Source organism: Pectinatus brassicae (assembly GCF_014201835.1).
Taxonomy (GTDB): Bacteria; Bacillota; Negativicutes; order Selenomonadales; family Selenomonadaceae; genus Pectinatus; species Pectinatus brassicae.
This window is the reverse complement of sequence record NZ_JACHFH010000002.1, coordinates 121,520-148,265: the sequence shown is the minus strand read 5'-3', so window position 1 is coordinate 148,265 and position 26,746 is coordinate 121,520. Positions and strand designations below refer to the sequence as shown.

24 protein-coding genes and 2 other annotated features are annotated in these 26,746 nt (G+C 37.6%); of the genes, 10 read left to right on the top strand and 14 right to left on the bottom strand.

Going from position 1 to position 26,746, the window contains the following annotated elements:
* Nucleotides 1–120: 120 nt before the first annotated feature.
* Genes HNR32_RS01665 through HNR32_RS01655 form a run of 3 tightly spaced genes read left to right on the top strand, consistent with a single transcriptional unit; the run spans nucleotide 121 to nucleotide 3,191 of the window.
* Nucleotides 121–879, top strand: a complete 759-nt coding sequence (locus HNR32_RS01665; protein ID WP_231038119.1) for a TSUP family transporter — start codon at nucleotides 121–123, stop codon at nucleotides 877–879.
* Between the two features lie 23 nt (nucleotides 880–902).
* Nucleotides 903–1,817 carry a Ppx/GppA phosphatase family protein gene (locus HNR32_RS01660; protein WP_183859039.1) on the top strand — a complete coding sequence of 305 codons (915 nt, stop codon included), beginning with the start codon at nucleotides 903–905 and terminating at the stop codon, nucleotides 1,815–1,817.
* Between the two features lie 30 nt (nucleotides 1,818–1,847).
* Entirely contained in the window at nucleotides 1,848–3,191 is a 1,344-nt protein-coding gene (locus HNR32_RS01655) for an amino acid permease (protein WP_231038118.1), read from the top strand.
* 50 nt (nucleotides 3,192–3,241) lie between these two features.
* Here HNR32_RS01655 and HNR32_RS01650 read toward each other — a convergent pair whose 3' ends face one another.
* The 5 genes from HNR32_RS01650 to HNR32_RS01630 all read right to left on the bottom strand — a co-directional run bounded on the left by HNR32_RS01650 (nucleotide 3,242) and on the right by HNR32_RS01630 (nucleotide 7,765).
* Nucleotides 3,242–4,687 carry a 6-phospho-beta-glucosidase gene (locus HNR32_RS01650; RefSeq protein ID WP_183859038.1) on the bottom strand — a complete coding sequence of 482 codons (1,446 nt, stop codon included), beginning with the start codon at nucleotides 4,685–4,687 and terminating at the stop codon, nucleotides 3,242–3,244.
* A 46-nt stretch (nucleotides 4,688–4,733) separates the two neighbouring features.
* Nucleotides 4,734–5,048, bottom strand: coding sequence for a PTS lactose/cellobiose transporter subunit IIA (locus tag HNR32_RS01645; protein WP_183859037.1), 315 nt, complete (start codon nucleotides 5,046–5,048; stop codon nucleotides 4,734–4,736).
* Between the two features lie 17 nt (nucleotides 5,049–5,065).
* Nucleotides 5,066–5,365 (bottom strand): PTS sugar transporter subunit IIB, encoded by a 300-nt coding sequence (locus HNR32_RS01640; RefSeq protein ID WP_183859036.1) that lies wholly within the window; start codon nucleotides 5,363–5,365, stop codon nucleotides 5,066–5,068.
* 51 nt (nucleotides 5,366–5,416) lie between these two features.
* A complete protein-coding gene (locus HNR32_RS01635; RefSeq protein ID WP_183859035.1) occupies nucleotides 5,417–6,712 on the bottom strand; it encodes a PTS sugar transporter subunit IIC in 1,296 nt (431 codons plus the stop codon).
* A gap of 189 nt (nucleotides 6,713–6,901) precedes the next feature.
* Nucleotides 6,902–7,765 (bottom strand): MurR/RpiR family transcriptional regulator, encoded by an 864-nt coding sequence (locus HNR32_RS01630; RefSeq protein WP_183859034.1) that lies wholly within the window; start codon nucleotides 7,763–7,765, stop codon nucleotides 6,902–6,904.
* A 63-nt stretch (nucleotides 7,766–7,828) separates the two neighbouring features.
* Between HNR32_RS01630 and HNR32_RS01625 the strand changes: the two genes are divergently transcribed.
* From HNR32_RS01625 to HNR32_RS01605, 5 genes are all read left to right on the top strand, one after another.
* Entirely contained in the window at nucleotides 7,829–8,077 is a 249-nt protein-coding gene (locus HNR32_RS01625; protein WP_183859033.1) for a hypothetical protein, read from the top strand.
* A 9-nt stretch (nucleotides 8,078–8,086) separates the two neighbouring features.
* Nucleotides 8,087–10,585, top strand: coding sequence for a DNA gyrase subunit A (gene gyrA / locus HNR32_RS01620; protein WP_311636262.1), 2,499 nt, complete (start codon nucleotides 8,087–8,089; stop codon nucleotides 10,583–10,585).
* Nucleotides 10,586–10,772: 187 nt separating this feature from the next.
* Nucleotides 10,773–11,768, top strand: a complete 996-nt coding sequence (cbiM, locus tag HNR32_RS01615; RefSeq protein WP_183859032.1) for a cobalt transporter CbiM — start codon at nucleotides 10,773–10,775, stop codon at nucleotides 11,766–11,768.
* Nucleotides 11,746–12,585 (top strand): energy-coupling factor transporter transmembrane component T, encoded by an 840-nt coding sequence (locus HNR32_RS01610; RefSeq protein WP_183859031.1) that lies wholly within the window; start codon nucleotides 11,746–11,748, stop codon nucleotides 12,583–12,585. Before cbiM ends, HNR32_RS01610 begins: the two co-directional genes overlap by 23 nt.
* The gene (locus HNR32_RS01605; protein WP_231038117.1) at nucleotides 12,585–13,262 is read left to right on the top strand and encodes an energy-coupling factor ABC transporter ATP-binding protein; all 678 of its coding nucleotides are present in this window, start codon (nucleotides 12,585–12,587) and stop codon (nucleotides 13,260–13,262) included. The genes HNR32_RS01610 and HNR32_RS01605 overlap by 1 nt, the downstream gene beginning before the upstream one ends.
* A 52-nt stretch (nucleotides 13,263–13,314) precedes the next feature.
* On the opposite strand, the gene HNR32_RS01600 is transcribed toward HNR32_RS01605, so the two are convergent.
* Nucleotides 13,315–14,031 carry a phosphatase gene (locus HNR32_RS01600; protein ID WP_183859030.1) on the bottom strand — a complete coding sequence of 239 codons (717 nt, stop codon included), beginning with the start codon at nucleotides 14,029–14,031 and terminating at the stop codon, nucleotides 13,315–13,317.
* A gap of 358 nt (nucleotides 14,032–14,389) precedes the next feature.
* Between HNR32_RS01600 and HNR32_RS01595 the strand changes: the two genes are divergently transcribed.
* A complete protein-coding gene (locus HNR32_RS01595) occupies nucleotides 14,390–14,602 on the top strand; it encodes an SAP domain-containing protein (RefSeq protein ID WP_183859029.1) in 213 nt (70 codons plus the stop codon).
* 62 nt (nucleotides 14,603–14,664) lie between these two features.
* On the opposite strand, the gene HNR32_RS01590 is transcribed toward HNR32_RS01595, so the two are convergent.
* The 8 genes from HNR32_RS01590 to fucO form a co-directional block, all read right to left on the bottom strand.
* Nucleotides 14,665–15,330, bottom strand: a complete 666-nt coding sequence (locus HNR32_RS01590) for a 4'-phosphopantetheinyl transferase family protein (protein ID WP_183859028.1) — start codon at nucleotides 15,328–15,330, stop codon at nucleotides 14,665–14,667.
* 3 nt (nucleotides 15,331–15,333) lie between these two features.
* Complete coding sequence (locus HNR32_RS01585; protein ID WP_183859027.1) at nucleotides 15,334–16,164, bottom strand: Mrp/NBP35 family ATP-binding protein; 831 nt, start codon at nucleotides 16,162–16,164, stop codon at nucleotides 15,334–15,336.
* Nucleotides 16,165–16,432: 268 nt separating this feature from the next.
* A complete protein-coding gene (locus HNR32_RS01580; RefSeq protein ID WP_512698934.1) occupies nucleotides 16,433–18,466 on the bottom strand; it encodes an EAL domain-containing protein in 2,034 nt (677 codons plus the stop codon).
* An 11-nt stretch (nucleotides 18,467–18,477) separates the two neighbouring features.
* Nucleotides 18,478–18,894 carry a hypothetical protein gene (locus HNR32_RS01575; RefSeq protein WP_183859025.1) on the bottom strand — a complete coding sequence of 139 codons (417 nt, stop codon included), beginning with the start codon at nucleotides 18,892–18,894 and terminating at the stop codon, nucleotides 18,478–18,480.
* 180 nt (nucleotides 18,895–19,074) lie between these two features.
* The gene (gene ilvD, locus HNR32_RS01570; protein ID WP_183859024.1) at nucleotides 19,075–20,727 is read right to left on the bottom strand and encodes a dihydroxy-acid dehydratase; all 1,653 of its coding nucleotides are present in this window, start codon (nucleotides 20,725–20,727) and stop codon (nucleotides 19,075–19,077) included.
* A 28-nt stretch (nucleotides 20,728–20,755) separates the two neighbouring features.
* Complete coding sequence (locus HNR32_RS01565; RefSeq protein ID WP_183859023.1) at nucleotides 20,756–21,736, bottom strand: bile acid:sodium symporter family protein; 981 nt, start codon at nucleotides 21,734–21,736, stop codon at nucleotides 20,756–20,758.
* Nucleotides 21,737–21,777: 41 nt separating this feature from the next.
* Nucleotides 21,778–22,011: a binding site (T-box leader), on the bottom strand.
* Nucleotides 22,012–22,209: 198 nt separating this feature from the next.
* The gene (locus HNR32_RS01560; RefSeq protein WP_183859060.1) at nucleotides 22,210–23,880 is read right to left on the bottom strand and encodes a 2-isopropylmalate synthase; all 1,671 of its coding nucleotides are present in this window, start codon (nucleotides 23,878–23,880) and stop codon (nucleotides 22,210–22,212) included.
* 79 nt (nucleotides 23,881–23,959) lie between these two features.
* Nucleotides 23,960–24,219, bottom strand: a binding site (T-box leader).
* A 98-nt stretch (nucleotides 24,220–24,317) separates the two neighbouring features.
* Nucleotides 24,318–25,469: a lactaldehyde reductase gene (gene fucO / locus HNR32_RS01555; RefSeq protein ID WP_183859022.1), complete on the bottom strand. Its 1,152-nt coding sequence runs from the start codon at nucleotides 25,467–25,469 to the stop codon at nucleotides 24,318–24,320.
* A 332-nt stretch (nucleotides 25,470–25,801) separates the two neighbouring features.
* Here fucO and nadA point away from each other — a divergent pair, with 332 nt between their 5' ends.
* A complete protein-coding gene (gene nadA / locus HNR32_RS01550) occupies nucleotides 25,802–26,704 on the top strand; it encodes a quinolinate synthase NadA (protein WP_183859021.1) in 903 nt (300 codons plus the stop codon).
* The last annotated feature ends 42 nt before the right edge of the window (nucleotides 26,705–26,746 follow it).

Below are 26,746 nucleotides of genomic sequence, written 5' to 3'. Positions count from 1 at the left end.
TATAAATTTTTTAGACAAAACACTTTTATTTTTGCTGACTCTTTATTACAATATAAAGCAACTATAAAAATAAAACTGATATTATTTATAGTAGTAAAAAATATTGGGGGATGTATTTTATTGGATGAGATTACGACAATTGTTTTTTTGGTTCTGGGTGGTTTTATGGCGGGCTTTATTGACGCTATTGCTGGCGGTGGCGGAATCGTTTCCTTACCGGTGCTTTTATTGACGGGAATGAATCCGGTGGCAGCTTTGGCTACCAATAAAATGGCAGCGGTAATGGGGTCCTTTACTAGTGCCACGACATTTATACGCAATAAAAAGGTAACATTGGATTTGATAAAATATTTATTCCCTTTATCGATTATTGGTTCTTTTGCCGGAGTAATGGTAGTACGTCAAATACCAGCAGATTTTTTGCGGCCATTGGTAGTAGTACTATTGTTTCTTATTACGCTGTATACAATATTGCGGAAAAATTGGGGACAATCAGCATCATATGAAGGTACAACTAAAAAAATGATATTGATGGGAATGGGACTGGCCTTTGTAGTTGGTTTTTATGATGGTTTTTTTGGTCCGGGTACCGGATCATTTTTGATGTTTGCCTTTTTATGTATGGGGCTAGATTTTGTTGGAGCGGCGGGAAATGCTCGTGTGCTTAACTTTGCCAGTAATTTGGCAGCAGTAATAACATTTGCTTATCTGGGACAGATATATTTTCACTATGCAATTCCAATGGGACTGGCAATTGCTGCCGGTGCTTATTGTGGAGCGAGAACAGCACTTACCCGTGGAGCGGCCTACGTAAAACCCTTGTTTGTCTGTATGACCGTAGTGCTTATAGGCAAGCAGGTATGGGATTTATTTAAATAAATAGCTGACAATGGAGGGATAATATGCTTTATGCGATAATTGATATCGGTTCAAGTACTATTCGCATGGCGATATATAATATTGCCTACGGAAAAATGGAAATGCTAATGAAGAAAAAACATACAGTAGGCTTGGCGGCTTACGTAAAAGATGATATTATGCAGCAGCAAGGCATTGACAAGACTTGTGATATTTTAAATGAGTTTCGTGATTTATTGGCAGACTTTAAAATAACAAATGTATCAGCGTTTACGACCGCGGCTATACGCAATGTGAAAAATCAGGCAGAGGTCATCGAACAAATACAAAAGCGAACAACAATAGATGTGTGCGTGATAAGCGGCGAAGAAGAAGCTGAATTTGATTTTATTGGTGTGGTACGCACTGTTGGGGTAGATACGGGCATTATAATTGATGTTGGCGGTGGCAGCACCGAGCTTATTTATTATAAAGATGCAGCCATTGTGAAAAAAACAAGCATTCCGGTAGGGGCACTGTCGCTATATACTAAATACGCTGAAGACTTTTTACCGAGCAGTGCTGAAATTTTCGATATGCAGGCAGAAATAAAGCAGCTCCTAAAAGAACAGCTGCAGGATTTTCCAGCAGGAGATAAATTATATGTGTGCGCAATTGGCGGCACGGCTAAAAGTGCTCGCTTATTATATAATGAGTTGTTTTTGCGCCCTGATGAAAATATGACGATGCAGACAGATAAAATGACCGATATTATCAATAAATATAAACGAGATAATCCCTTGTCAGAGAGTTTGGCAATATCGTTGTTAAAAACAGCACCTGACCGTTTAAAAACAATAATACCCGGAATGGTAATTGTCGATGAAGTATGCAGTTATTTTGCTGCGTCGGAAATTACTTATAGTGATACTGGGATGCGGGAAGGTTTTATCTACAAACAGATAATTGGCGAGAATTGACTTTTATCAGTAAGGAAGTGTTGTGAGATATTGAAGGAAGAGAAAAATTTACAAAGAGGCTTGAAAGAACGTCATATACAAATGATTGCCTTGGGCTGTGCCATAGGTACCGGACTTTTTTACGGCTCTGCCAGCACCATAAAAATGGTTGGCCCGGCAGTCATGCTGTCATATCTTATTGGTGGGATATTTATTTATTTTGTCGTAAGGGCTTTAGGTGAAATGGCTGTTTATAATCCGGTGTCAGGTTCATTTAGTACTTATGCTTATGATTATTGGGGCGAGTTCCCGGGGTTTTTATCAGGCTGGAATTATTGGTTTAATTATGTAGCGGTTTCTATGGTCGAAGTTTCGGTAGTCGGGATTTATATGCAGCACTGGTTTCCCGGCCTGCCAATGTGGGTATCTGGTCTAATATTGTTCATACTGGTTAATATAATAAATCTTGTAAATGTAAAATCATTTGGTGAAATAGAGTTTTGGGGAGCCATCATAAAAGTTGCGGCAATTTTATTGATGATTATTTTTGGTCTGGCAATTATATTTTTTGGTGTAGGTAATAATCAGCCGCTGGGACTTCATAATCTGTATGCAAATGGCGGCTTTTTCCCACAGGGATTTGATGGTATGATGCTGTCGTTTGTGGTGGTAATATTTGCGTTTGGCGGCACGGAACTTATCGGAATAACAGCCGGAGAGGCAGAAAATCCGCAAAAGACTATTCCTAAAGCTATTGATTTAATAATAGGTCGTATCTTGATTTTTTATGTGGGAGCAATGTTCGTGCTTGTTACACTTTATCCGTGGGATAAGGTGGGAATGAATGGCAGTCCGTTTGTAGAAATTTTTTCGGCAATAGGTTTTTCTGAAGCGGCATCAATTCTTAATGTGATAGTGCTGACAGCCGTATTTTCTGCATATAACAGCTGTTTATACAGCAATGCCCGCATGCTGCATGGGCTGGCGCTGCAAAATAATGCCCCAGCCTTTTTAAAGAAAGTATCTAAAGATGGTGTGCCGCGGGCAGCAGTGTTGTTCTCATCGTTGTTTGTAGGAATTGTTGTTATTATTACGTATTTGGCACCAAAGGAAGTATTTAACTATGTTATGTCAATTGCTACGATTGCGGCACTGATAAACTGGATTATGATATTATATACTCAGATTAAATTTAGGCAAAAAATTGGGATAAATGCCGATAAACTTACTTATAAAATGCCATTTTTCCCAGTATTAAATTACATCGGTATAGTGTTTTTTCTGTCAATAGCAATAACAATGGTAATTATGCCAGATTATCGGCTGGCAGTTTATCTTTGTCCTATCTGGATTTTTATAATCTATATTGGCTATCGGCTAAAAAAAAGTAAATAAAAAATGCTCTTGCGAAAAATCGCAAGAGCATTTTTTATAAGGAGGGAAAGTTATGGGTTAACATTATTAGTAAGGTCGCTGCCATTGCTGGCAATGACTTTTTTATACCAATAAAATGATTTTTTCTTTTCGCGGCTTAAATTGCCATTACCTTTATTGTCTTTATCAACATAAATAAAGCCGTAGCGCTTTTCCATTTCGCCGGTGCCGGCAGATACCAAATCAATCGGAGCCCAGGTACAATAACCCCATAAATCAACGCCGTCTTCATCGATAGCTTTTTGCATTTCCTTGATGTGGGCAGCAAAATAATCAATGCGGGAATCATCGGCAAAAACACCTTGGGCATTTTTATATTCGTGCAGGCCAATGCCATTTTCTACTACCATTAATGGCAGTTCATAACGTTCTGATAAGATATCCAGGGTATAACGCAGACCGACGGGATCTATCTGCCAGCCCCACTCAGATTGCTTGAGGAAGGGATTATCAGTTCCCTGACCAAAACCGCCATCGATGTCTTTGGTTAACTTGGGGTTAGAAGAAATGGCAGAACTTTTGTAATAACTAAAAGCTAAAAAGTCGATGGTTCCTTGGGCTAATATATCTAAATCATCATCATTTATTTCGATGTTATAGCCTTTGTTTTCCCATTCTTTAATGGCATAAGCTGGATAATGACCACGACAATGGACATCGCTAAAGAAAAAGCGTTTATGCATTTCTTCCAGTTGTTTCATTTGATCATCAGGATCACAGCTAAAAGGATATACTGGCTGCAATGAAAGCATACTGCCTATTTTGAAGTCAGGATTGATATTATGGCCTTCGATTACAGCTTTTGCTGAAGCCACAAATTCATGGTGGGCTACTTGGTACATAACAGCTTTTTTGTCCTCCGCAGCAGTATAAAGTACGCCGGAATTAGTAAAGGCCGTAAAGGGTACATTAAGTTCACTTTGATTATTGATTTCATTAAAGGTAATCCAGTATTTTACTTTGTCTTTATAGCGGGTAAATACGCAGACAGCAAATTTGACAAAAAGGTCGATTAGTTTGCGATTGCGCCAGCCACCATATTTAGTTACAAGATGGTAGGGCATTTCGAAGTGAGACAAGGTGATTACGGGCTCAATATTGTATTTATGCATTTCATCGAAAAGATCATCGTAGAATTTTAAGCCGGCTTCATTAGGCACTTCTTCATCGCCATTAGGAAAGATACGAGTCCAGGCAATACTCGTACGAAAACACTTAAAGCCCATTTCACCCATTAAGGCGATGTCTTCTTTATAGTGATGATAAAAATCGATAGCCTCATGATTTGGATAATTTTTGTTAGCAATTACGCCATCAGTAATTTCACGGGGAACACCATGGCGCCCGGCAGTCATTACATCAGCAATGCTAACACCCTTACCGCCTTCCTGCCAGCCTCCTTCTAATTGATGGGCGGCAACAGCACCGCCCCATAAAAAACCTTGGGGAAATCCCATAATTATACCTCCTATATGTATAAATTAGTTGTAATTAATTATAATATTAATGTTTAAGTTTTTTATAAACATCAATAAATTCGGTTGCTATTATTTTAAAGCCTTCAGCACTCATAAGCTGATCTTCGGCATGCAATATTAAAAGGTTGATATTACTGTTGTTCTTGCCTTCGGCATCGGACTGTAATAATTTTAAATGAACATCATGGCCTTCGTTAAAGGCATCATCGCCTTCGGCGATGAGTTTTTCGGCAGCAATAAAATCATTTGTTTTAGCTTTTTGGATAGCCTCGATATAACAACTGCGGGCGGTGCCTACAGCTGAAATTATATTAAAGGCGATAAGTTCTGAACCTTCCATAATTATGCACCTTCTTATTATTGTAATTTTTCTTTGGCAAATTCGATGACACCTTTGCCATCCATACGACCATACATACGCATATCAATAGCTTCGACGGGAATTCCCGGACATTGAACTTTGATTTTATCTAAAGAGAAACGAACCTGGGGACCTAATAATATCAAATCAGCATCACTGGCTTTGGTTTTTGCTTCGGAAGTGGGGTAAGCAGCTATTTCACAATCGTAATGTATATCTTGGGCAGCAGACTGCATTTTTTTTACCAAGATACTTGTTGACATACCCGCTGCACATAATAAAACGATTTTTTTCATAATAATCACTCCTGTAATAATAAATTAATTGCATTTTAACTAATTAATAGTTTAATTTGATTCTTCTTGTAAATAAGCTTTATCCTGCGCTTTGACAAATGGGAAATATACTAAGGTGGCCATGATAAGATTTATAATTTGGATGATTGCACCATGCCAACCATTTAAGAGAAAGCCAGCGATAATCGCTGGTGTTGTCCACGGGACTTGGACTGCATCAAAAGGCGACATGAATCCTATAATAATTGAGAAATAAGTTATGATCATGGCAATGATTGGAACTAAGATGAAGGGAACAAGTAAATATGGATTAAATACAATTGGCAGTCCAAAAATAACAGGTTCGTTGATGTTGAAAAGTCCTGGTACAAAAGCAAGTTTTGTAATCGATTTTAATTGCTGGGATTTTGCGGATATAAATGAAGCTATTAAAAAACCTAGGGTCAGACCACAGCCGCCGCTTTTGATGAATACATCATTTACCTGACAGGTAATGATTTTAGCATGAGGGTTGCCAATAAGCTGCATGCCAGCATTGACCAAACTTTGGTTATCCAAAGAGTTGGCAATGAGAACAGGATTGACAACTCCACCTACAACGTTAGGACCATGGATCCCAGCCCAAAATAATATACTCTGCAGTCCTGCAATTACAATACCACCGATTAAGGTATCAGAGAGGTTTTGCAAAGGGGTCTGTAAAATTTTAAAAATTAATTCAGGAAATGTTGTATGGGCAAAAAATTGGCATAAGGCATAGATGATGGCAGTGCTGGTAAAAAAGATAAGACCTGGTATAAGTGCTGAAAATGCTTTAGTAACACCAGTGGGGACACTGTCGGGCATTTTTATGCCAATATTATTTTTTTCGCAATAACAAAATATATAAGAAACGGCAAAACCCACAATAATAGCAGTTATTACGCCGTTACTGCCTGCCCAGAGTTTGGGAATAACATCATTTACTATTTCGCCGCTTTTGCTGGTAATACTTGAAGCCGTTAAAATAAGAAAACTAGACATTGCCATTATAGCGCCCATGATAGCATCGCAGCCTTCAGCTTCACAGTATTTATAGCTTATGGTTAAAACACAGATTAAAGCTAAGATATTAAAGGTGGCACCAGCTACCTGATTGAGGGGAACTGTCCAGTTTGCGCCAAATATTGAAGCCATAAATGCGGGATAGCCCGGAATGGGGAGGTTAGCTATCAGTAAAAACACTGAGCCGCAAATTGTGAAGGGTGTTGTCATAATAAAACCATCACGTAGGGCAACAATAGCTTTTAATTCAGCAAAACGACCCATAAATTCAATAAATTTATCAAAGAAAACTTGTTTGCTCATTACTTGTTCAGTCCTTTCGGTTTTTTAGTGGGAGAGGTGGAAAGATGCCATAAAATGTTTTGCTTAATTATTAATATAATCTCACTTAAAAATATATTCAATAAATTTAGAAAGTTTAGAATCAATGTTTCTAATAAAAAAACATTTGCGAAATATATTGAAACATTATTTCACAAATGTTTATGAATATTACCATAGATGCCAAGGATCCTTGAGCCGACCGAAGATGTCCTCAAAATTATCGTAGGTTTTTTTGATATCCCAGTAATTTTGTGATAGCAGCATGGCAAATATTACGTCTAGGTAATAGCGGACACCGGTATTAAAAATCAAAAGGCCCATATCAAGATATTCTTTAGTATCAGCAACATAGAGAAATTCAGAGGTTAATTTGGCTAAACTGGAATTTTTGGCAGGAGATAAGAGCAGTGATGTAATGCGACGAGTTTTTAAAATATTAGCAATATCAATTAGCCGTTTGTTTTCACCAGTACGGCTTAAGATGATAGCAATATTATCTTTGTCACATGTAAGAGCTTGCATATATTGGCTGTTAGCAGCTAGGTTGGCAATAGATGTTTTTTTTATTTGAGTTAAATTATAGCTGGTCATTTGGGCAATAAAATAATTTTGATCAAAAGCATAAAAATCAATACATTTAGCATCGTTGATTTTTTCGGCAATTCTTATTAGTTGCTGTGTATCCATTTCATTTTTCGTTTCTTCAATTGCTTCAATTTCTAAAGCAGCAATTTTTTTTACAATAGAGTCAGGTGGGTTTTTATCAGTAATAGGACGCCCTGTAATAGGACGTCCTAAATCACTGGTGCGATTTATTTCACTGATGAATTTTATTTTGAAATCAGTATAGCCTTTTAAATTTAGTTTTTGACATAGACGGAAAATTGTTGCGGGACTGGAAAATGTTCTTTCGGACAAATCACGTATAGAAAAATGGCTGATTTCTTTACTATGCGCTAGTATGTATTTTATAATGGATTGCTCAGTAGAATTAAACCGTTCGTTTTCCGACATTGTTTTTAAAAGACGCATCGAATATCCTCCGTCATATTTATGAAATTGTTTTAATATACATATATTTGAATTAATTATACTATGGTTTGGAAAAAAATAAAAATAGCCATTTCAAATAATACGGCAAAATATCTTGGAAAAAATTACGGAGACGAATTGTCTAAAAGGGCTAAAATCAAATCTGAGCTGAAAAAAATGAAATTAGATAAAAAATATCACAATTTTAATAAAAAAGGTTTAAAGTGGACTTTTTGCACGAAAAATGATATTATATTAAGTATATATCCATGCTTTGAAGCGGCTGCGTATGCCGCTTTATTATATATTTGAGGTGAGAAAGTGGCAGACGATTTTGATAAAAATGATGATAATTCCCAATCCGGGCAGGCTGGCACAGGACAATTAGGTAATTTAGGTAAGGTTGTTCCTGTTAAGCTGGAAGATGAAATGAAGAACTCTTATATTGATTACGCGATGAGCGTTATTGTTATGAGAGCTTTGCCTGATGTTCGTGATGGGTTAAAGCCTGTCCATCGCCGTATTTTATATGCGATGCAGGAAGCGGGGATGGCATCTAATAAACCATATAAGAAATCAGCTCGTATCGTCGGGGAAGTTCTAGGGAAGTATCACCCACATGGTGACACTTCAGTTTATGATACTATAGTGCGTATGGCACAGAATTTTTCTTACAGATATATGCTTGCTGATGGACATGGTAATTTCGGTTCTGTCGATGGTGATTCGGCGGCAGCTATGCGTTATACAGAAGTACGTATGTCGAAGATTTCTGAAATTATGCTGTCTGATATCGAAAAAAATACTGTCGAATTCATGCCTAACTATGATGAATCACTAAAAGAACCAGCGGTATTGCCAGCTAAGATGCCGAATTTGCTGGTTAATGGTTCTGCCGGTATTGCTGTTGGGATGGCAACGAACATTCCGCCGCATAATTTAGGTGAAGTTATTGATGGTATATTGATGATGATTGATGATCCAGAAGTTACAATAATGGATCTTATGACTAAAATAAAAGGACCTGATTTCCCAACTGGCGGACTTGTCATGGGCAAGGAAGGTATTATTTCAGCCTATACTACTGGCCGCGGCGCAGTAAAAATGAGAGCACGCACCCATGTAGAAGAACGTCCAAATGGCAAAACACGTATTGTTGTTACAGAATTGCCGTATCAGGTCAATAAAGCTCGTTTGGTTGAAAAAATTGCCCAATTGGTTCGTGATAAAACGATTGAAGGCATTACCGGCTTAAATGATGAATCTGACCGTGATGGAATGAGCGTTGTCATTGACTTGCGCCGGGATATTAATGCTGATGTAATACTTAACCAATTGTATCGCCACACTCAGCTGCAGGAAACTTTTGGTGTAATTATGCTGGCGTTGGTTGATGGACAGCCGCGCGTACTTAATTTAAAACAAATTCTTGAATATTATATAAAACATCAGGAAGACGTTGTTCGGCGCCGTACTCAGTACGATTTAGATAAAGCAAAAGCACGTGCCCACATATTAGAAGGTTTGACGATAGCGTTGGAAAATCTTGATGGTGTAATTGCCGATATCCGTGGATCGCGTACAGCAGATATTGCTAAAGAAGCATTGACTTCAAAATATGCGCTTAGTGAAAAACAAGCGCAGGCGATATTGGATTTACGTCTGCAGCGTTTGACAGGACTCGAACAGGAAAAAATCGAGACTGAATATTTACAGATTCTGACAACTATTGATGAATTAACTGCTATATTAGGTGATGAGCAGAAGATTCTCAACATCATAAAAGAAGAGCTAACTGAAGTTAAACGCAAATTTGATGACGATCGCCGTACTGAACTTACAATGGACGCATCGGAATTTGATATTGCCGATTTAATTGCTGAAGAAGATGTAGTAGTAACTCTAACACATAATAATTATATAAAACGTCAGCCGATCGCGGTGTATCGCAGCCAAAGACGCGGCGGACGCGGTGTGGCTGGTATGGGTACAAAAGAAGAAGACTTTGTGGAAAATATGATAGTAACATCTACCCATCGTAATATTTTATTCTTCACTAATCGTGGCCGTGTTTATCAGCTCATGGGCTATGAAATACCTGAATCAGGCCGTACTGCTAAAGGCACAGCTATAATAAATCTGTTGCCAATAGAAAACGGCGAAAAGATCACAGCAGTAATTCCAGTAGAAGAATTTGCTGAAGATAAATTCTTATTTATGACAACTAAAAAAGGTGTTGTAAAGAAAACTTCGTTGCCGGAATACGATACAAGCAGAAAGAAGACTGGCCTTATTGCATTATCCCTGGATGAAGATGATGAGCTTATTGCTGTAAAACTCACTGATGGCAACCGCAGTGTGATTTTAGGCACAAAGGATGGCTATGCTATTTGCTTTGAAGAAACAGATGTTCGTTCAATGGGAAGAAATACACGCGGTGTGCGTGGCATAACCTTACGCAAGGGGGATGAAGTTGTTGGCATGGATAACGTACATGCTAATGCTACGGTATTGACTGTTACCCGCAATGGCTATGGCAAGCGTACTACAACTGAAGGCTATCGCCAGCAGACCCGCGGTGGTAAAGGTATTATCAATATTAAAGTTACCGAAAAGACTGGAGAGGTCATCGGCATAAAAGTTGTTCGGGAAGAACAGGAATTTATGCTTATAACTACCGGCGGAATAGTTATTCGGTCGACAGTTGACCAGATATCGGTAATTGGCCGTAATACACAAGGTGTAAAGGTAATGAAGACGGAAGTCGATGATGAAGTTTCAGCACTAGCTGTATTTGACCATGAAGATGAGATTGATTAATTTATAAAAAATGGAAATATGTCTGGCATCTATGTCAGGCATATTTTTTAATATCCCCTATCCCCCCATATTGTAGATCTTTTTAGCCAGCAATACCAAGGCTTATCATCATAACCCCTATGGTAGGCTTTTTATGACTAGAACATAGTGATATAATAGCCCCATTATATATAGGGAGGTTATTTACGTGCATATACCTGATAATTATCTAAGTCCGTCTACCTGTGCTGTTTTTACAGCAGCGATGCTGCCAGTCTGGTATTATTCAATAAGAAAGATTAAAATGGAATTGCCAAAGGATAAAATACCACTTATTGGTGTTGGTGCGGCCTTTTCATTTTTGCTGATGATGTTCAATCTGCCTATTCCCGGGGGAACAACAGCGCATGCTGTCGGCGGCACTTTAATTGCACTTTTACTGGGACCTTATGCGGCGTGTATAGCGATAAGTGTGGCCTTGTTTATTCAGGCACTTGTATTTGGTGATGGTGGTATATTGTCATTTGCGGCTAATTGTTTTAACATGGCATTTGTTCTGCCGTTCGCTGGTTATTATACATTTCGTTTTATAAGAAATTTGTTTAGTTCATCTGCTGGTGAAAAAATTGCTATTTTATTAGGCGCATATGTTGGGATAAATATGGCGGCATTTGTAGCGGCTATAGAATTTGGGGTTCAACCATTATTGTTTACTAATAGTGCCGGACAGGCACTTTATTCACCTTATCCGTTGGCGGTTGCTATCCCCGCCATGCTGTTGCCGCATTTACTGATAGCAGGTATTGCTGAGGCAGTATTTACCCTGGCAATTTATGAATTTATTGCTAAGGTTTCACCAGGGCTGATACAAGATAATAAAAAACAAAAGCTAAATCCAATATTTGCTTTGCTAATTGTGCTGATTATAGCATCACCATTAGGATTATTAGCCAGCGGGACAGCTTGGGGCGAATGGGGTGCCGATGAAATCGCTGCGGATGCTTCTTTGGGAACAGCGCTTGGCTATATTCCGGCGAAGATTGCTAATGGTTTTAGCTACGATGCGTTATTGCCGGATTATACAATGGCTGGGATGTCTGATGTGATGGGCTATATATTATCAGCAGTAATTGGGGCAGCTTTATTAATAATAGTATTTAAGATTATAGGAACATTTGTAAGTGAAAGAAAAAGAACAGTTTAATGTTAATAATAAACAGCCACATAGGGATATTCCCATGTGGCTGTTGCAAAATGATGATTATTTACCGCAAAAAGATAGGGAGCGCTATTTAAGTAAAACGCTGTTGGGGATTTTGGGCAGATTAATCCATTTTCGTCAGCAAATGCAGATACAGACAGAAAGCTTTTTTAGTGTGACGTTTAAACTTATATATGTGTTTTTGCTGATATTCTCAATTGCCCTTGCACATACGATTACATTTTTATTGTTATTGTTGGCGGGACTTTTAGCTTATATATGCCTTCTTGATGGACGACAGATTTTATCATTGTTAAAACCGGCTATAGGGGCGATGGTGTTTACATTTATTATTATTGTACCGGCAATTTTTTTACAGGGGACAATAGTTATGCTGCTGCCGTTTAAGGTGTTTTTATCAACTTTGCTGGTGGCAGCGTTATCACGCAGCACACCTTTTTATCTTATAACAAAAGCATTGGGGGGGTTACATGTTCCTAGTGTGTTTATTATGTCACTCGACTTGACGATAAATTATATTGTCCTGTTAGGAAATACGGCAATTGATTTACTGCAGGCCTTAAAATTGCGCTCGGTCGGACGAAACACAGGAAAGTACGAAAGTATGGGTAATGTGTTGGGAATGACATTTTTAAAATCACAGGAATATGCCAAACAGACACATGCCGCGATGCTGTGCCGGGGATTTACGGGTGAATATCATGTTGTACAACAGCATCATTGGCAGAAAAAATATATAATATATACGATGGCAATAATGCTATTATTGGTTTTATTTATACATATAGAAGGATATTAATGATGAATTCGCTGATTAAATTATTGAAGGTACAATATGAATACGAAGATATTAAGGCACTTACGGATATTTCCTTAAATATTGCTGAAGGAGAGTTTGTACTGCTAAGTGGTCCTAATGGTGCGGGAAAATCAACATTATTTAAATTGCTCAATGGGCTTATTTTCCCAACAGGTGGCGAATATTTTTTTGCTGATGAAAAAATAACCGCAGACAAATTAAAAGATATAGTATTTGCTAAAAAATTTCATAAACGTATTGGTTATGTTTTTCAAAATCCCGATATGCAATTATTTAATCATACTGTTTATGATGAAATTGCTTTTGGTCCAAGACAGATGGGACTTTCTGAAATAGAAATAAAAAACAGGGTTGAACAGCTGCTGACATTTTTAGATATAGAACATTTAAGCCAACGGGCGCCTTATCATCTAAGCGGTGGTGAAAAGAAAAAGACAGCAATAGCAGCAGTGCTGTCGCTGAATCCTGATATATTGATGATGGATGAGCCGGTAAATGGGCTTGATGAAAAATCACGTGACTGGATAGAACAATTTATAATGGACTTTTCGAAGGCTGGTAAAACGTTGTTGATTGCCAGTCATGACAAGGCATGGCAGTTGATGCCCGGAGTTCGAGTGGTGAATTTTACCAGTGAGCATACAATAATAGAATAATAAAAACAGACTGCAGCTGATTAGACGCTGCAGTCTGTTTTTATTAAATAACTTAAAGCTTAAGGTTTAAATAATTTTTAAATTTATCAACACTGGTATTAATAATAAGTTCTTCGGGAAAATTCGCCTGCTGCAATAACTCCTGGGAATATTGATGATTGCCGACATCACCGTCAATATGGGCATCACTGTCCATGATGATAGAGGTATGATATTTTTGGCATTGTTTTAGCATTTCCAAGGCATTTTCCCGTGAACCGATACGACCGCTCGTGGGAGCATAAGAACTGTTATTTAATTCCAGTAGTACATGATGTTCATGGGCGGCTTGGGCAACAGCGACAAAATCAACGGGATAATAGCCATTGTCAGGATGCCCGATTATATTAATATAAGGGTTTGCAATAGCCTTTAAAAGAGCAGCAGTATTATCCTGAAGGCTGCCAGGTTCAATGCATAAGTCATGTAAACTGGCAATGGCATAATCAAGTTTTTTCAACGTTTCTTCGGATACATCAAGATTGCCCTGAAAATCCATAATGTTGACTTCTGCCCCCATCATTAATTCAATATTATCGGGATGTCGGTTAATTACCTTGAAATTATGGAAATAAATTTCATGACAGGTGCCGGGCATAGAAGGAGTATGCTCAGTGATGCCAATAAGCTCTAAGCCCTTTTTTCGCCCGGCTGCTATCATTTCTGATAATGTGCTGTAAGCATGCCCACTCATCAGCGTGTGCATATGCATATCTAAGATATCTTTCATTATATCGCCTCTTCTGTAATCTTTATTTTATTGTGATATAGATAAAGGCAGTTGTCAAGAATCAATAGGTAAAGTTTATATTAGTATATAACGCTTGTTGAGAGCTATAAAATGATTTTTCAATAAAATAGAGGGTTTATTACCGTAATATAGAAATAATGTAATAGTATTTTTAAATCTATAATAATGCTGTGATAATTTATTATAGTGCTTGCCTGAGAGGGGCTTTAATATATTCTTATAGACAGATACTGCGATAGTGAAATTAATAAAGATATTTTTCCTGCTGTAATTAACGTTTAGACCGTATTTGTCAAAAAAGAAATTATTGGTGTATTGATAAAGGGGAGGATAAAGTATGCTGTTAAAGGAAATTAAAAATATTGCTGTTGAACATGGAGTAATTACAAATGGTATGAGAACAAAAGGTGAGGTTATTCATGCTATTCAGCAAAACGAAGGCAATCAACCCTGCTATGCAACAAAATCAGACTGTGAGAATGTTGACTGTGCATGGCATACGGACTGCGTAAAATACGGTAAACGCAAAAATAATGGTAGTAAACATTGAAACTTGGAAAATATTACATAAAAAAAGCTGCTAGTAGATTAAAAATGTACTAGCAGCTTTTTTTATAATGCTTCCCGCAAATCAACCCATTGTAAATTTACTGCAGGCATAATTAGCTTACTGCAAATGGCAATATAATAATTATTGATTTTATATTCATAGAAAGAATAAGAGGATTTTTTGTTATTCGCAGAAAGACAGACTGAGGGACTATCTGTTTTTATAGAAAAACTATTAAGTGTATTAGCCAAACCTGTGCCTAGATTTTTTACGTAACTTTCTTTTAAGGCCCAGAGGCGAAAGAACATACGGTGCTGTTTATCATGGGGCAGATTAGCTAAATAATTATATTCATCCAAATGAAAAAACCGTTTGGCAATATTTAAATTATAATGGGTGGTCATTTTTTGTATGTCGGCACCAACTTCTATATCACTGATGGCACAAAGGACATATTGGCCCGAATGAGATAAATTAAAATGAATAGGATTGTCTCTAAAGTACGGTTTGCCATGAGAGTTATAGGTAATTATAAGATCTTTACTGACAATGTTTTGTATAGCAAGTCCGTAATTAAGCAGTAAGCCAGCAGATATTGCCAGCTTACGATTTTGGGTATTGGTAATGTTTTTAATTTTTCTTTGACGCTCAGATGATAATAGAGATAAGTAAGCTTCACTATTGTCAAAAGGTAAGGTATCGATATTAGCAATATAAATATTAAGCATAAATCAAGCGTTTTGTTCAATATAAGCTGCTAATAAGTTGAGATAGTCGTTATCGAAGGATTCGATGCCTTCTTTATCACATTTAGCGGCAAGTTGTGGATCTAATGGGATTTGAGCAGTTTCATAGATATTATAAAAGCCTGCTAGAGAAGCAACATTGCTTTCACCAAATATATTATGCTTTTCGTTGCAATTTGGACATTTGAAATAAGCCATGTTTTCAACGATGCCAAGGATAGGTTTATTCATCATAGCAGCCATTTTCACAGCTTTTTCAACTATCATCGAAACTAAATCCTGGGGAGATGTTACAACAACCAAGCCATTAACAGGCAAAGATTGCATTACAGTTAATGGTACATCACCAGTTCCTGGCGGCATATCAACAAACATATAATCGACATCGCCCCATTCTACATCATTCCAAAACTGCTTAACGACACCACTGATGATTGGCCCACGCCAAACAACTGGATCAGTAGTATTTTCCAGTAAGAGATTAACAGACATTACTTTTATGCCGCCTTTAGTTGTTACAGGTAAAATACCGCCATTTTCAGAAGAAGCAGCTTTTTCGTCGATACCAAATGCTTTGGGGATTGATGGACCGGTTACATCAGCATCTAAAATACCGACATTAAAACCGCGTCTTTTCATAATAACAGCCAGCATTGATGTGACTAATGATTTACCAACACCGCCTTTGCCGCTGACGATACCAATTACTTTTTTTATACGGGAATGAGGGTTACCCTTTTCAATAAGAGATTTATTACGGTCAGAGCAATCTGCGCTGCCGCAGCTGCTGCATTCATGTGTACATTCTTCGCTCATTAATATTGTCCTTTCTTATGCCTTAAATAATTACCAGACTGATGGAGAGTAATAATATAAAAATTTATTAAATCAGGTCTAATAATAGGTAAGTTATCTAGTGAAAAAAATAATAGATAAATTACATTGTTTAAGGGTACTTTAAATTTCATTTATATTATAGCACACTATAATATAATATGCATTTATCAGAATTTATATTGAAATGGATTTTATTTATAAAAAAAATATCGACTGGTATTATATTATACCAATCGATATCTCTCTTTTATTGTATTTGGGCAAATTCTTCCAATACTTTTAGGGCATCTGCCTCTGATAATGGTTTACCATAAACATAACCTTGGATATAATCACAGCCATATTCAAATAATTCTTTGAGTTGGTCAAAGTCTTCAACACCTTCGGCGATAACAGTGGTTCCTAAAGTGTGTGCCATATCAATTATGTAGCCGACAAGCTGGGATTGTGTACTATCAAGAGAGATTTTGTCGATAAAAGATTTATCTATTTTTATAAAGTTTACTGGCAGCGTTCGAAGATAAGTTAGGGATGAATAACCAGTACCAAAATCATCAAGAGCTACACGAATGCCTTTTTCACGCAGCTGTGTTAGTTTGGCAATGCTGTCATCGAGTGATTTGATGGCGGCAGTTTCTGTTATTTCAATAGTAAGCTGGGAATGGCGTATGCCTGTTTCTTCAATGACAGCGCTGATGGAATCAATGATGTTGTTATCGACCAGCTGGACTGGTGAAAGATTGACGGATATTTTTATGTTTTCATAGCCCAAGTCATTTGTTCTCTTGAGAAATTTGCAGCTTTGCTGCAATATCCATTGACCGATAGGCAGAATTAGACCGCTTTGTTCAGCTAGTGGAATAAATTTGCCGGGAGAAATCATTTCGCCATTGGTTTGTTTCCAGCGAACAAGCGTTTCAAAGCCTACTACCTGAGTACCATCAATATTAAACTGCGGTTGATATACTAAAAATAACTCATTATTGGCAATGGCATTTCGCAGTGCATCAGTAAGAATAATTTGTTCGTAGGAATTTGACAGCATGCTGTGATGGAAAAAGCACCAGTTGTTTCTACCACTGTTTTTTGCCGAATGTAAAGCACTATCGGCTTTTTGCAGGAGCTCTTCCTGGGTATTACCGTTATCAGGGTATAGGGCAACACCAATACTGGCAGATAGATGGAATATATTGTTAGCTATTTTGTATTCACCGCAGATAAATGAATGAATATAATTTATTTTGTCGGTAAGGGTATCAGATTCTGTAATAGGAATGATAATGATGAATTCATCACCACCGAATCGGCAGATAAATGAGTTTTTATCAGTAGATGCTACTATGCGTTGACTGACGTTTATTAGCAAATTATCACCAATAGAATGGCCAAAGTTATCGTTTATTAATTTAAATTCATCTAAATCAATAAAAAGTATCGCATAATGCTGACCTTTTTGCTGATCGGTTTGAATTATTTCTTCAAGGTATTCTTTGAATTTAATTCGATTAGGCAGGCTGGTAAGAGCATCGTGGTAAGCCATATTTTTAATATGTTTTTCATTTTCATCTTGTTTTTGTCGATAAGCTAATAAAGCGGCTACCATTTTATTAAAATTATCGGCTAAGGAACCTATTTCGTCATGACGAGTTATAGGTAGTTTAACAGTTAAATTACCGTTTTTTACTTCGTTAGTAGCCGTAAGAATTTCAAATAAAGGATTTAGCAAACGGCGTGAAAATAAAATAATAAGGTAAATCGCAATTAAAAATGAGGCTAGGGCTATTATAAAGGAGTCGCGAATTACGTTATCCATAAATTCCATTATGGAACTATAACGGCGTACTACCAATAGACTCCAATGCTCATTTAGGCCGGGAAAATAAACGGGGCGGTATGAGCAGATGAATTTTTCACCATCAGTAGTAGTGTATTCGCCGATTCCTGTTTCCCCACCAGAAACTTTATCGATGATATCCTTCATGGAAGGCGACAGCGAAATATCTTGTTTGCTTGTAATAAAAGTACCATTTTTCTGACGAAGCAAATTACCATCCTTATCAGCTGTTAATACAGTTTTGGTAAGGTTTTTATAATTATATAATTCTTGACTTTTATTACGGTCAATATGGGCGATGACACTACCGTTACTATCCAGTAAATAAGCATAGCTAGTGCCTTGATTAAAGGTTTCAATCATTTTTTGCAATTGTTCAATTTTTATACTAGTGGTTACATAGCCAATTAGGCTGTGATCACTATAAACACGTGAGGCAATAGTTATTATGGGGGCAGCTAAAATATTGTACGGGGAGTAGATGATATTTTTTTAAACCAATCCTGATAAGAGCGATCACCTTCAATCCCATTAGTTCGAATTATTTGTACCCCGTGCAAATCAATAAATGCAACATTTTCCAGCCAAGGGTATTGCTGATTGATGTTTATGAGTTCTTGTTTTTTTTGTGAATAAGGATAATCTTTTATTTGTGAATACTTGTCAGCAGTCATATCATTAATAATTACTGCTGAATAAATGTATTGTGAAATATTTCTGGCAATACTTTCCGACATTATCGCATTATTGTTTTGTAATTTTTCTTTATAATCAACAGAAATAAAGTGCTGTATTGTTATTATAGAAGAAAATAACGTACCAAAGATAAATAAACCAATTAATAAGACCAATTGCCAGCGAATAGGAATTTTCATAAGGACAGCCTCCTGCCTATATTGGTATATAATCATAGTTGTATATTAAAACATTCTTCTAGATGCTGAAGCAATATTCCTGTAAATTTCACAATTTTAGAAATTTTTATTATAGAAATGATATGGTAAATAAAAAAGCTGCTATTTTAAATGATTTTAAAATAGCAGCTGATAAAAAAATTATTCTAAGACGGCTCCTGTACTGGCTGATGTTGTTAATTTTGCATAGCGGGATAAATAGCCGGTTTTTATTTTAGGCTCTGGTTTAACCCAGTTCGCTTTGCGTTCTTCCATTTCAGCATTGTCAATGACAAGTTCGAGTTTACGTGCTGGAATGTCAATGTTTATTGTATCGCCATCTTTTATCATAGCGATAGGACCGCCGGCCATAGCTTCAGGGGAAACGTGACCGATACAGGCACCGCGCGTAGCACCGGAAAAACGACCATCGGTTATCAGAGCTACCTTTAATCCCATGCCAGTAATGACAGCGGTAGGATTAAGCATTTCGCGCATACCAGGACCACCTTTAGGCCCTTCGTAACGGATGACAACAACATCACCATTGTTTATTTTACGACTGGTGATAGCGGCAATAGCTTCTTCTTCCGAATTAAACACTTTGGCAGTGCCTTTATAGCAAAGCATATCCTCGGTAACGGCACTTTCTTTAACAACGGCATAATCAGGCGCAAGGTTGCCTTTTAATATAGCAATACCACCGGTTTTACGATAAGGGGCATCAACACTTTTTATTACCTCAGGACGATGGATAACGGCATTTTTAATGCGTTCGCCAACAGTACCGTCTACAGTTAGGGCGTCAAGGTGAATGATATCTTTTTTAGCTAGTTCGTTCATAACAGCAGATATGCCACCAGCTTCGTTTAAGTCCTGCATATGATATATGCCGCCGGGACTGAGCTTTGTTATATAAGGCGTCTTGGCGCTGATTTCATCAAATAAAGGCGGTGGCAGGGTAATGCCGGCTTCGTGGGCGATAGCGGTAAGATGAAGCACAGTATTGGAAGAACCACCGATTCCCATATCGACGGTAATAGCATTTTCAAACGCTTTTTTAGTCATGATATCGCGCGGCTTAATATCTTTTTTCACTAATTCTACAATGCGCTCACCAGCGGCTTTGGCAAGCATGCGGCGCTGACCAAAATAAGCAGCAGGGATAGTGCCGTTGCCAGGCAGGCCCATGCCTAATACTTCAGTTAGGCAGTTCATTGTATTGGCGGTGAAAAGACCAGCGCAGGAACCGCAACCAGGGCAGGCATCAGCTTCAAGCGAGGTCATGGAAGCTTCATCCATTTTGCCGGCGGCAAATTTACCAGCGGCCTCAAAAGTTGTACTTACACTGACGTTTTCACCGTTATGGCGGCCGGCCAGCATTGGTCCACCGCTTACGACGATGCAGGGAATGTTAAGACGGGCGGCAGCCATTAGCATGCCAGGGACAACTTTGTCACAATTAGGAATCATTACAAGACCGTCAAAGGCATGTCCAGCTGCAACAGCTTCAATGGAATCGGCAATTAATTCACGGCTGGCTAGGGAATATTTCATACCTTCATGCCCCATGGCTATACCATCACAAACACCAATAGCCGGAAATTCTACAGGCATACCACCACCAGCAGCAACACCCAGCTTGGCGGCTTCAGCAATAGTTCTCAGGTGGATATGACCGGGAATTATTTCATTAAAGGCATTTACAATGCCTATCATTGGTTTTTTTAAGTCGTCAGGGCCATAGCCCATGGCATAAAATAGAGCTCTATGAGCAGAACGTTCAGGACCTTTTTTTGCTAAATCACTTTTCATATTATATCTCTCCTTGAAATTATTAAATTTATTTATTGAATTCTAAATCATTTTTAATGACGGAATCGTTAGTAGATAAACTTGTATCAGTTTTACTGGATAAATAATTAGCGACCAATGAACCGGAAATATTATGCCAAACACTAAAAATTGCACCAGGAATAGCGGCAGTAGCACCAAAGTGCATAAGTGCCAGCGAGGTGGCCAGTCCGGAGTTTTGCATACCAACTTCGATGGCAACGGCTTTTTGCTTAGAGAGGTTAAGACCGGTTATTCTTGCTAACGTATAGCCCAACAGGTAACCACAGAGATTATGCAGCATAACGATGCCGATGATTAATAAACCAGTCTGCATTATTTTCTGGGCACTGACTGAAACTACACCGCCGACAATTATAACGATAGCTATAACGGAAATAAGCGGCAGAACGGCAATAGTTCTGCGTACAAAATTGCCAAAAAATTTATTGCAGATAATACCTAGCATAATCGGAATAACAACTACTTTAAAAATAGACAAGAACATCGCACTTAGGGAAATATCAACCCAGGCACCAGCTAGATACCAGGTTAAAAGCGGTGTTATAAATGGAGCAAGAACAGTAGTGGTCATTGTTATCGCAACTGACAGAGCAACATCGCCTTTGGCCAAAAAGGTCATGACATTGGATGATGTACCACCGGGGCAGGTGCCAACAAGAATTACACCGACAGCAAGCTCGGGTGGCAGATTAAAAGCTTTGGCTAATCCCCAGGCTAAAAGCGGCATAATGGTAAACTGGGCAACAGCACCGATGCAAACATCACGTGGGCGCTGAAAAACCAAGGAGAAATCTGATAGTTTTAAAGTCATTCCCATACCAAACATGACAATGCCCAGCAGAAAAATAATATACTTAGTGGACCAGGTAAATGATGCCGGAATAAAAAGAGCAATAATAGCGATAAGTAAAACAATGATTGCCATGTATTTGGTTACGAAATTACTTAATTTGCTTAATGCAGACATAAAATAGCCTCCCTAAAGATAAAAATAAATCCGCCCCTTAAGAAAGGGACGGATTATCCGCGTTACCACCCAAATTCATTTATTAGTAAAAATAAATGCACTTACAACGTACTAACATACGTGTTTCTTATAACGGAGAAATACCGGCGCCACTTACTGTTTTCAGTGTTGCTTTTCGGAGATGATATTGGGCAGGTTTTGTTTATCAGCTTACACCGAATGCTGACTCTCTGGAAAACAAAAAAATGCTTACTTATTCTCTTCATGAAATTTATTTGGATATTATATTTGTAATATTGTACAGCTACATAGTGTGATAATTATTCTAGTATTTTACTTGTAATTTGTCAATAGCCATTTATAAATAAAATATAGAAAGAATTAATATAAAACATAAAGCAGACATGTAATAATGTAACACATAAGACTGCAAAAATAACAAGTATAATAGTGATTTAACCCTTATTTAAAGATTATAGAGTGTTATTTAATTTTTTATTTATTGCGCTGATAAGTGCTAATACGGATGCCGTGATTATATCGGTATCCATACCGGCACCCCAGTACGTATTATCCTTTTCATCAGTAATGCCAATATAGGCCATAGCTCTTGAGGTTGAACCGATTTCCATAGCATGTTCGCTGTAAACGAGATTATTATATTTTATATTAAGTTCTTTTTGCAGGGCATTATTTACGGCATCAAGACGACCGTTGCCATAGGCAGGGATTTGTTTTTCTTTATTGTTTATAGCAAGGTGTAAATGTCCCTTGCGCATGCCATCAGCAGTTTTATCCAAATTAAAATCAATCAGGCGTAATGGAGTTTCAATATTGACATAAGTGTCATGGAAAATTTTATATATTTCATCAGGCATAAGTTCTTTATGCTGATGATCAGAAACATTTTTGACGCAATAGCCAAAGTCCTCACGCATTTTATTGGGCATATCCAGTCCATATTTTTGTTCCATTACATAGGCAACACCGCCTTTGCCGGATTGGCTGTTGATGCGAATGACGTCGCCATCATACTGACGACCGATATCCTGCGGATCAATCAATAAATAAGGCACAGTCCAGTATTGAGGTTTTTTCTCTTCACGCCATTTCATGCCTTTAGCAATAGCGTCTTGGTGCGAACCAGAAAAAGCTGCAAATACCAGGCTGCCGGAATAAGGTTGACGTTCATAGACATGCATACGGGTAACTCGCTGGTATAAATCAACTATTTCATTCATATTGCTGAAGTTGAGTTTGGGGTCGACACCAAGTGCGGCCATATTCATGGCAATTGTCACAATATCGGCATTGCCGGTACGTTCGCCGTTGCCGAATAAAGTTCCTTCTATTCTGTCGGCACCGGCTAAAAGACCCATTTCAGAATCAGCAACACCGGTACCTCTGTCATTATGTGGATGTAATGATAAAATAACATTGTCGCGATTAATAAGATTTTGTGACATATAGGCTATTTGGGCGGCATAGACATGCGGCATTGACATTTGCACTGTCGAAGGCAGATTAATAATAGCTTTTCTTTGTGCTGTTGGCTGCCAGATATCAAGTACGGCATTGCATACTTCGCAGGCATAATCGACTTCTGTGCCGGTGAAGCTTTCCGGAGAATATTCGAAGCGATAGTTTTTGCCGGCTTGTTCAGTAAGGTCTTTTAGCATAAGGGCACCGTTTTGTGCAATTTTTTTAATATCGGCTTTTGATTTTTTAAATACCTGTTCGCGTTGTGGTACAGATGTGGAATTATAGACATGAACGATAGCATTATTTACGCCATCAAGAGCTTCAAAAGTTTTTTTGATTATATGTTCGCGGGCCTGGGTTAATACCTGAATGGTAACATCGTCGGGTATTAATTCTTTTTCGATAAGCGTACGCAAAAAAGCATATTCGGTTTCGGAAGCTGCGGGAAAGCCAACTTCAATTTCTTTAAAGCCGACTTTTACGAGCATTTTATAGAATTCGATTTTTTCATCGAGACTCATTGGGATAACTAAAGCTTGATTGCCGTCACGCAAATCAACACTGCACCAGGTAGGGGCTTTAGTGGGGTGTTCTTGCAAAGCCCAGCTCATATCAACTGTTGGCGGCATAAAGTAATTTTTGGTGTATTTTTCGATATTCATAGCAGACATAATTAATCCTCCTGGAAATAATAAATGTTATTATTGCATTAAATGTAATAAAAAAGCCTTTCGTCTCTTAATAAGAGACGAAAGGCTGGCTTTCGCGGTACCACTCTAATTTATACTAATTGTATATTAGTATACACTTTTACAGATACGCACTATACTAACAGTGTTATATCGCTCCGTTATAACGGTCGGACTCCGTCTGCGCTTACTTGGATATTTCAGGCAGCTGCTTCAAGGTGAGTTCACATTTACTAGACTGTTGTTTTGCACCAAATAACAACTCTCTGTAAGTCATTTGTAAATACTACTATTCCTCTGCAATGCATTTTTCGTATGACATATACAATATCATATAAATAAAAATATTACAATAGTTTTGTATACAAAATTACAAAAAAATAAAATAAAAAATAAAATAAATATTAATTTTAGAGGATTGATTTATAGATTCCAATTACTTCGTCGAGTGTTACATCGCGTGGATTGCCCGGAGTGCAGGCATCAGCAATAGCGGATTGGGCTAAAAATTCAATATCTTTTTCCTGTACACCGAGTTCACTAAGTTTTTGCGGAATGCCAACATCAAGGCTGAGTTTTTCTACAGCAGCGATACAGGCTTTGCGGGCTTCTTCCACAGTCATGGTCGCTGTACCATCAACGTCCATAGCTTTGGCAATATCGCGGTACTTATCGTGGGAAGAGTCCGCATTGAATTTTAAGACCGGAGTTAGTAATATTGCACAGGCAACACCATGAGGTGTGTCATAAACAGCGCTTAACGGATGTGCCATGGAATGAACAATGCCTAAACCTACATTAGAAAATCCCATACCGGCAATATATTGACCTAATGCCATATCGGAGCGTCCTTGTGGACAGCCTTGTACGGAACTGCGCAAGGAACGGGAAATTATTTCAATGGCTTTTAGATGAAGCATGTCGGTTAATTCCCAGGACCCTTTTGTTATGTATCCTTCAATAGCATGGACCAATGCGTCCATACCTGTAGCAGCACAAAGCTTGGCTGGCATTGAGGCAGTCATATCCGGATCTACTATGGCGATAACCGGAATATCATGAGGATCAGCGCAGACAAATTTGCGATTTTTTTCTTCATCGGTTATTACATAATTAATGGTAACTTCAGCGGCAGTTCCAGAGGTAGTAGAAACGGCAATAATTGGCATAGCTTTATTTTTGGTGTCAGAGGCGCCTTCAAGGCTTCTGACATCAGCGAATTCAGGGTTGGTCATGATGATGGCAATGGCCTTGCTGGTGTCGATAGAGCTGCCACCGCCTACGGCAACAATTACATCAGCGGCTGATTTTTTGCAAAACTTAACACCGTCAGTAACATTTTTTATAGTGGGGTTAGGCTTGATATTATCATATACTTCGTAATCTATTTGGGCATCTTGCAGTATATCGCATACTTTAGTAGCTACATTAAATTTTATTAAATCTTTGTCGGTAACCAATAAAACTTTTTTTAAATTGCGTTTTTTAATTTCAGTTGCGATTTCTTTAATAGCACCTTTACCAAAATAAGATGTTTCGTTTAAAATTGTTCTGTAAACCATAGTAAGTACCCCTTTGCAAGTAAAATTATTATAGTTAGAAAGTTATGAAAATAAAATTCTAATATAAATAGTATACGACTGACAATAGTAATTATCAATATAAATGACAAAATATAACAATAATTTTAAATAATATGATAAAAATATTATGTCAATATAACTGTCTTGTCATATGTAATAATATCTGCTATAATGCATGCAATATCTTAATCAATTAGGTATTTATATTAAAAATTTGTCTGCAATAAAAATTACCGACATCATAATATGCTATATAAATGAGTTAGAACAGTGTTGATAATTAAAGAATTGTTGATAGTTGGAGTGATGTTATGACAAAGCAGGAAGAAATATTAAAATTAAAAACAGAAAAAAATGCCGTTATTTTGGCGCATTATTATGCTGAAGGACAGGTACAGGACATTGCTGATTATGTAGGGGATTCTTTTTATCTTAGTAAAGTTGCTGCCAAGCTGGAATCGGACATAATAATTTTTGCTGGTGTGCGATTTATGGCCGAGTGTGCTAAGATGCTTAATCCGGCCAAAACAGTGTTATTGCCTGATGAACGGGCAGACTGCTTTATGGCACATATGATAGACAATGAATACATAAAACAAATGCGGCAGCAATATGATGATTTGGCAGTAGTTTGCTATATTAATTCCACTACTGAGACTAAAACTTATGCGGATGTTTGCGTTACATCATCTAATGCCGTGAACATAGTAAAGAAATTACCGCAAAAGAATATATTATTTATTCCCGACAAGAATTTGGGCCGTTATGTGGCTGAAAAAGTTCCCGAGAAGAATTTTATTTTTAATGATGGTTTTTGCCCTATTCATGAGCATATGCGCATGGAACAAATACAAGAATTAAAACAAGAACATCCGCAAGCGGAAATACTAGCACATCCGGAGTGTAATGAAGCTATTATAAAAATAGCTGATTATATTGGCTCGACCAGTGGGATAATTGATTATGCCGCTAATAGCAATAAGCAAGAGTTTATTATTGCTACGGAAATAGGCGTAAAACATAAATTGGAACAGGATGCTTTGTCGAATAAATTTTATTTTACGGCACGAGTACCTAAATGTCTTAATATGAAATTAAATACATTGGAAAATGTGTTGCAGGCTTTGAAAAATGGCGGCAGTGGCATTGAAGTTGATCGTGAACTTGCCAAACAGGCGGTTAAGCCGTTGGAAAAAATGATGGAATTAGCATAATGCATAAAAATTCTTTATTGTACTAGTCTAAATTTTGCAGAG

What these genes read in the sequence shown, in the direction of transcription:
- HNR32_RS01660 (WP_183859039.1), top strand. Translation starts at nt 903, where the DNA reads ATGCTTTATGCGATAATTGATATCGGTTCAAGTACTATTCGCATGGCG.
- HNR32_RS01650 (WP_183859038.1), bottom strand. Translation starts at nt 4,687, where the DNA reads ATGGGATTTCCCCAAGGTTTTTTATGGGGCGGTGCTGTTGCCGCCCAT.
- HNR32_RS01645 (WP_183859037.1), bottom strand. Translation starts at nt 5,048, where the DNA reads ATGGAAGGTTCAGAACTTATCGCCTTTAATATAATTTCAGCTGTAGGC.
- HNR32_RS01640 (WP_183859036.1), bottom strand. Translation starts at nt 5,365, where the DNA reads ATGAAAAAAATCGTTTTATTATGTGCAGCGGGTATGTCAACAAGTATC.
- HNR32_RS01635 (WP_183859035.1), bottom strand. Translation starts at nt 6,712, where the DNA reads ATGAGCAAACAAGTTTTCTTTGATAAATTTATTGAATTTATGGGTCGT.
- HNR32_RS01630 (WP_183859034.1), bottom strand. Translation starts at nt 7,765, where the DNA reads ATGCGTCTTTTAAAAACAATGTCGGAAAACGAACGGTTTAATTCTACT.
- HNR32_RS01625 (WP_183859033.1), top strand. Translation starts at nt 7,829, where the DNA reads ATGGTTTGGAAAAAAATAAAAATAGCCATTTCAAATAATACGGCAAAA.
- HNR32_RS01605 (WP_231038117.1), top strand. Translation starts at nt 12,585, where the DNA reads ATGATGAATTCGCTGATTAAATTATTGAAGGTACAATATGAATACGAA.
- HNR32_RS01600 (WP_183859030.1), bottom strand. Translation starts at nt 14,031, where the DNA reads ATGAAAGATATCTTAGATATGCATATGCACACGCTGATGAGTGGGCAT.
- HNR32_RS01595 (WP_183859029.1), top strand. Translation starts at nt 14,390, where the DNA reads ATGCTGTTAAAGGAAATTAAAAATATTGCTGTTGAACATGGAGTAATT.
- HNR32_RS01590 (WP_183859028.1), bottom strand. Translation starts at nt 15,330, where the DNA reads ATGCTTAATATTTATATTGCTAATATCGATACCTTACCTTTTGACAAT.
- HNR32_RS01585 (WP_183859027.1), bottom strand. Translation starts at nt 16,164, where the DNA reads ATGAGCGAAGAATGTACACATGAATGCAGCAGCTGCGGCAGCGCAGAT.
- HNR32_RS01575 (WP_183859025.1), bottom strand. Translation starts at nt 18,894, where the DNA reads ATGAAAATTCCTATTCGCTGGCAATTGGTCTTATTAATTGGTTTATTT.
- ilvD (WP_183859024.1), bottom strand. Translation starts at nt 20,727, where the DNA reads ATGAAAAGTGATTTAGCAAAAAAAGGTCCTGAACGTTCTGCTCATAGA.
- HNR32_RS01565 (WP_183859023.1), bottom strand. Translation starts at nt 21,736, where the DNA reads ATGTCTGCATTAAGCAAATTAAGTAATTTCGTAACCAAATACATGGCA.
- HNR32_RS01560 (WP_183859060.1), bottom strand. Translation starts at nt 23,880, where the DNA reads ATGAATATCGAAAAATACACCAAAAATTACTTTATGCCGCCAACAGTT.
- fucO (WP_183859022.1), bottom strand. Translation starts at nt 25,469, where the DNA reads ATGGTTTACAGAACAATTTTAAACGAAACATCTTATTTTGGTAAAGGT.
- nadA (WP_183859021.1), top strand. Translation starts at nt 25,802, where the DNA reads ATGACAAAGCAGGAAGAAATATTAAAATTAAAAACAGAAAAAAATGCC.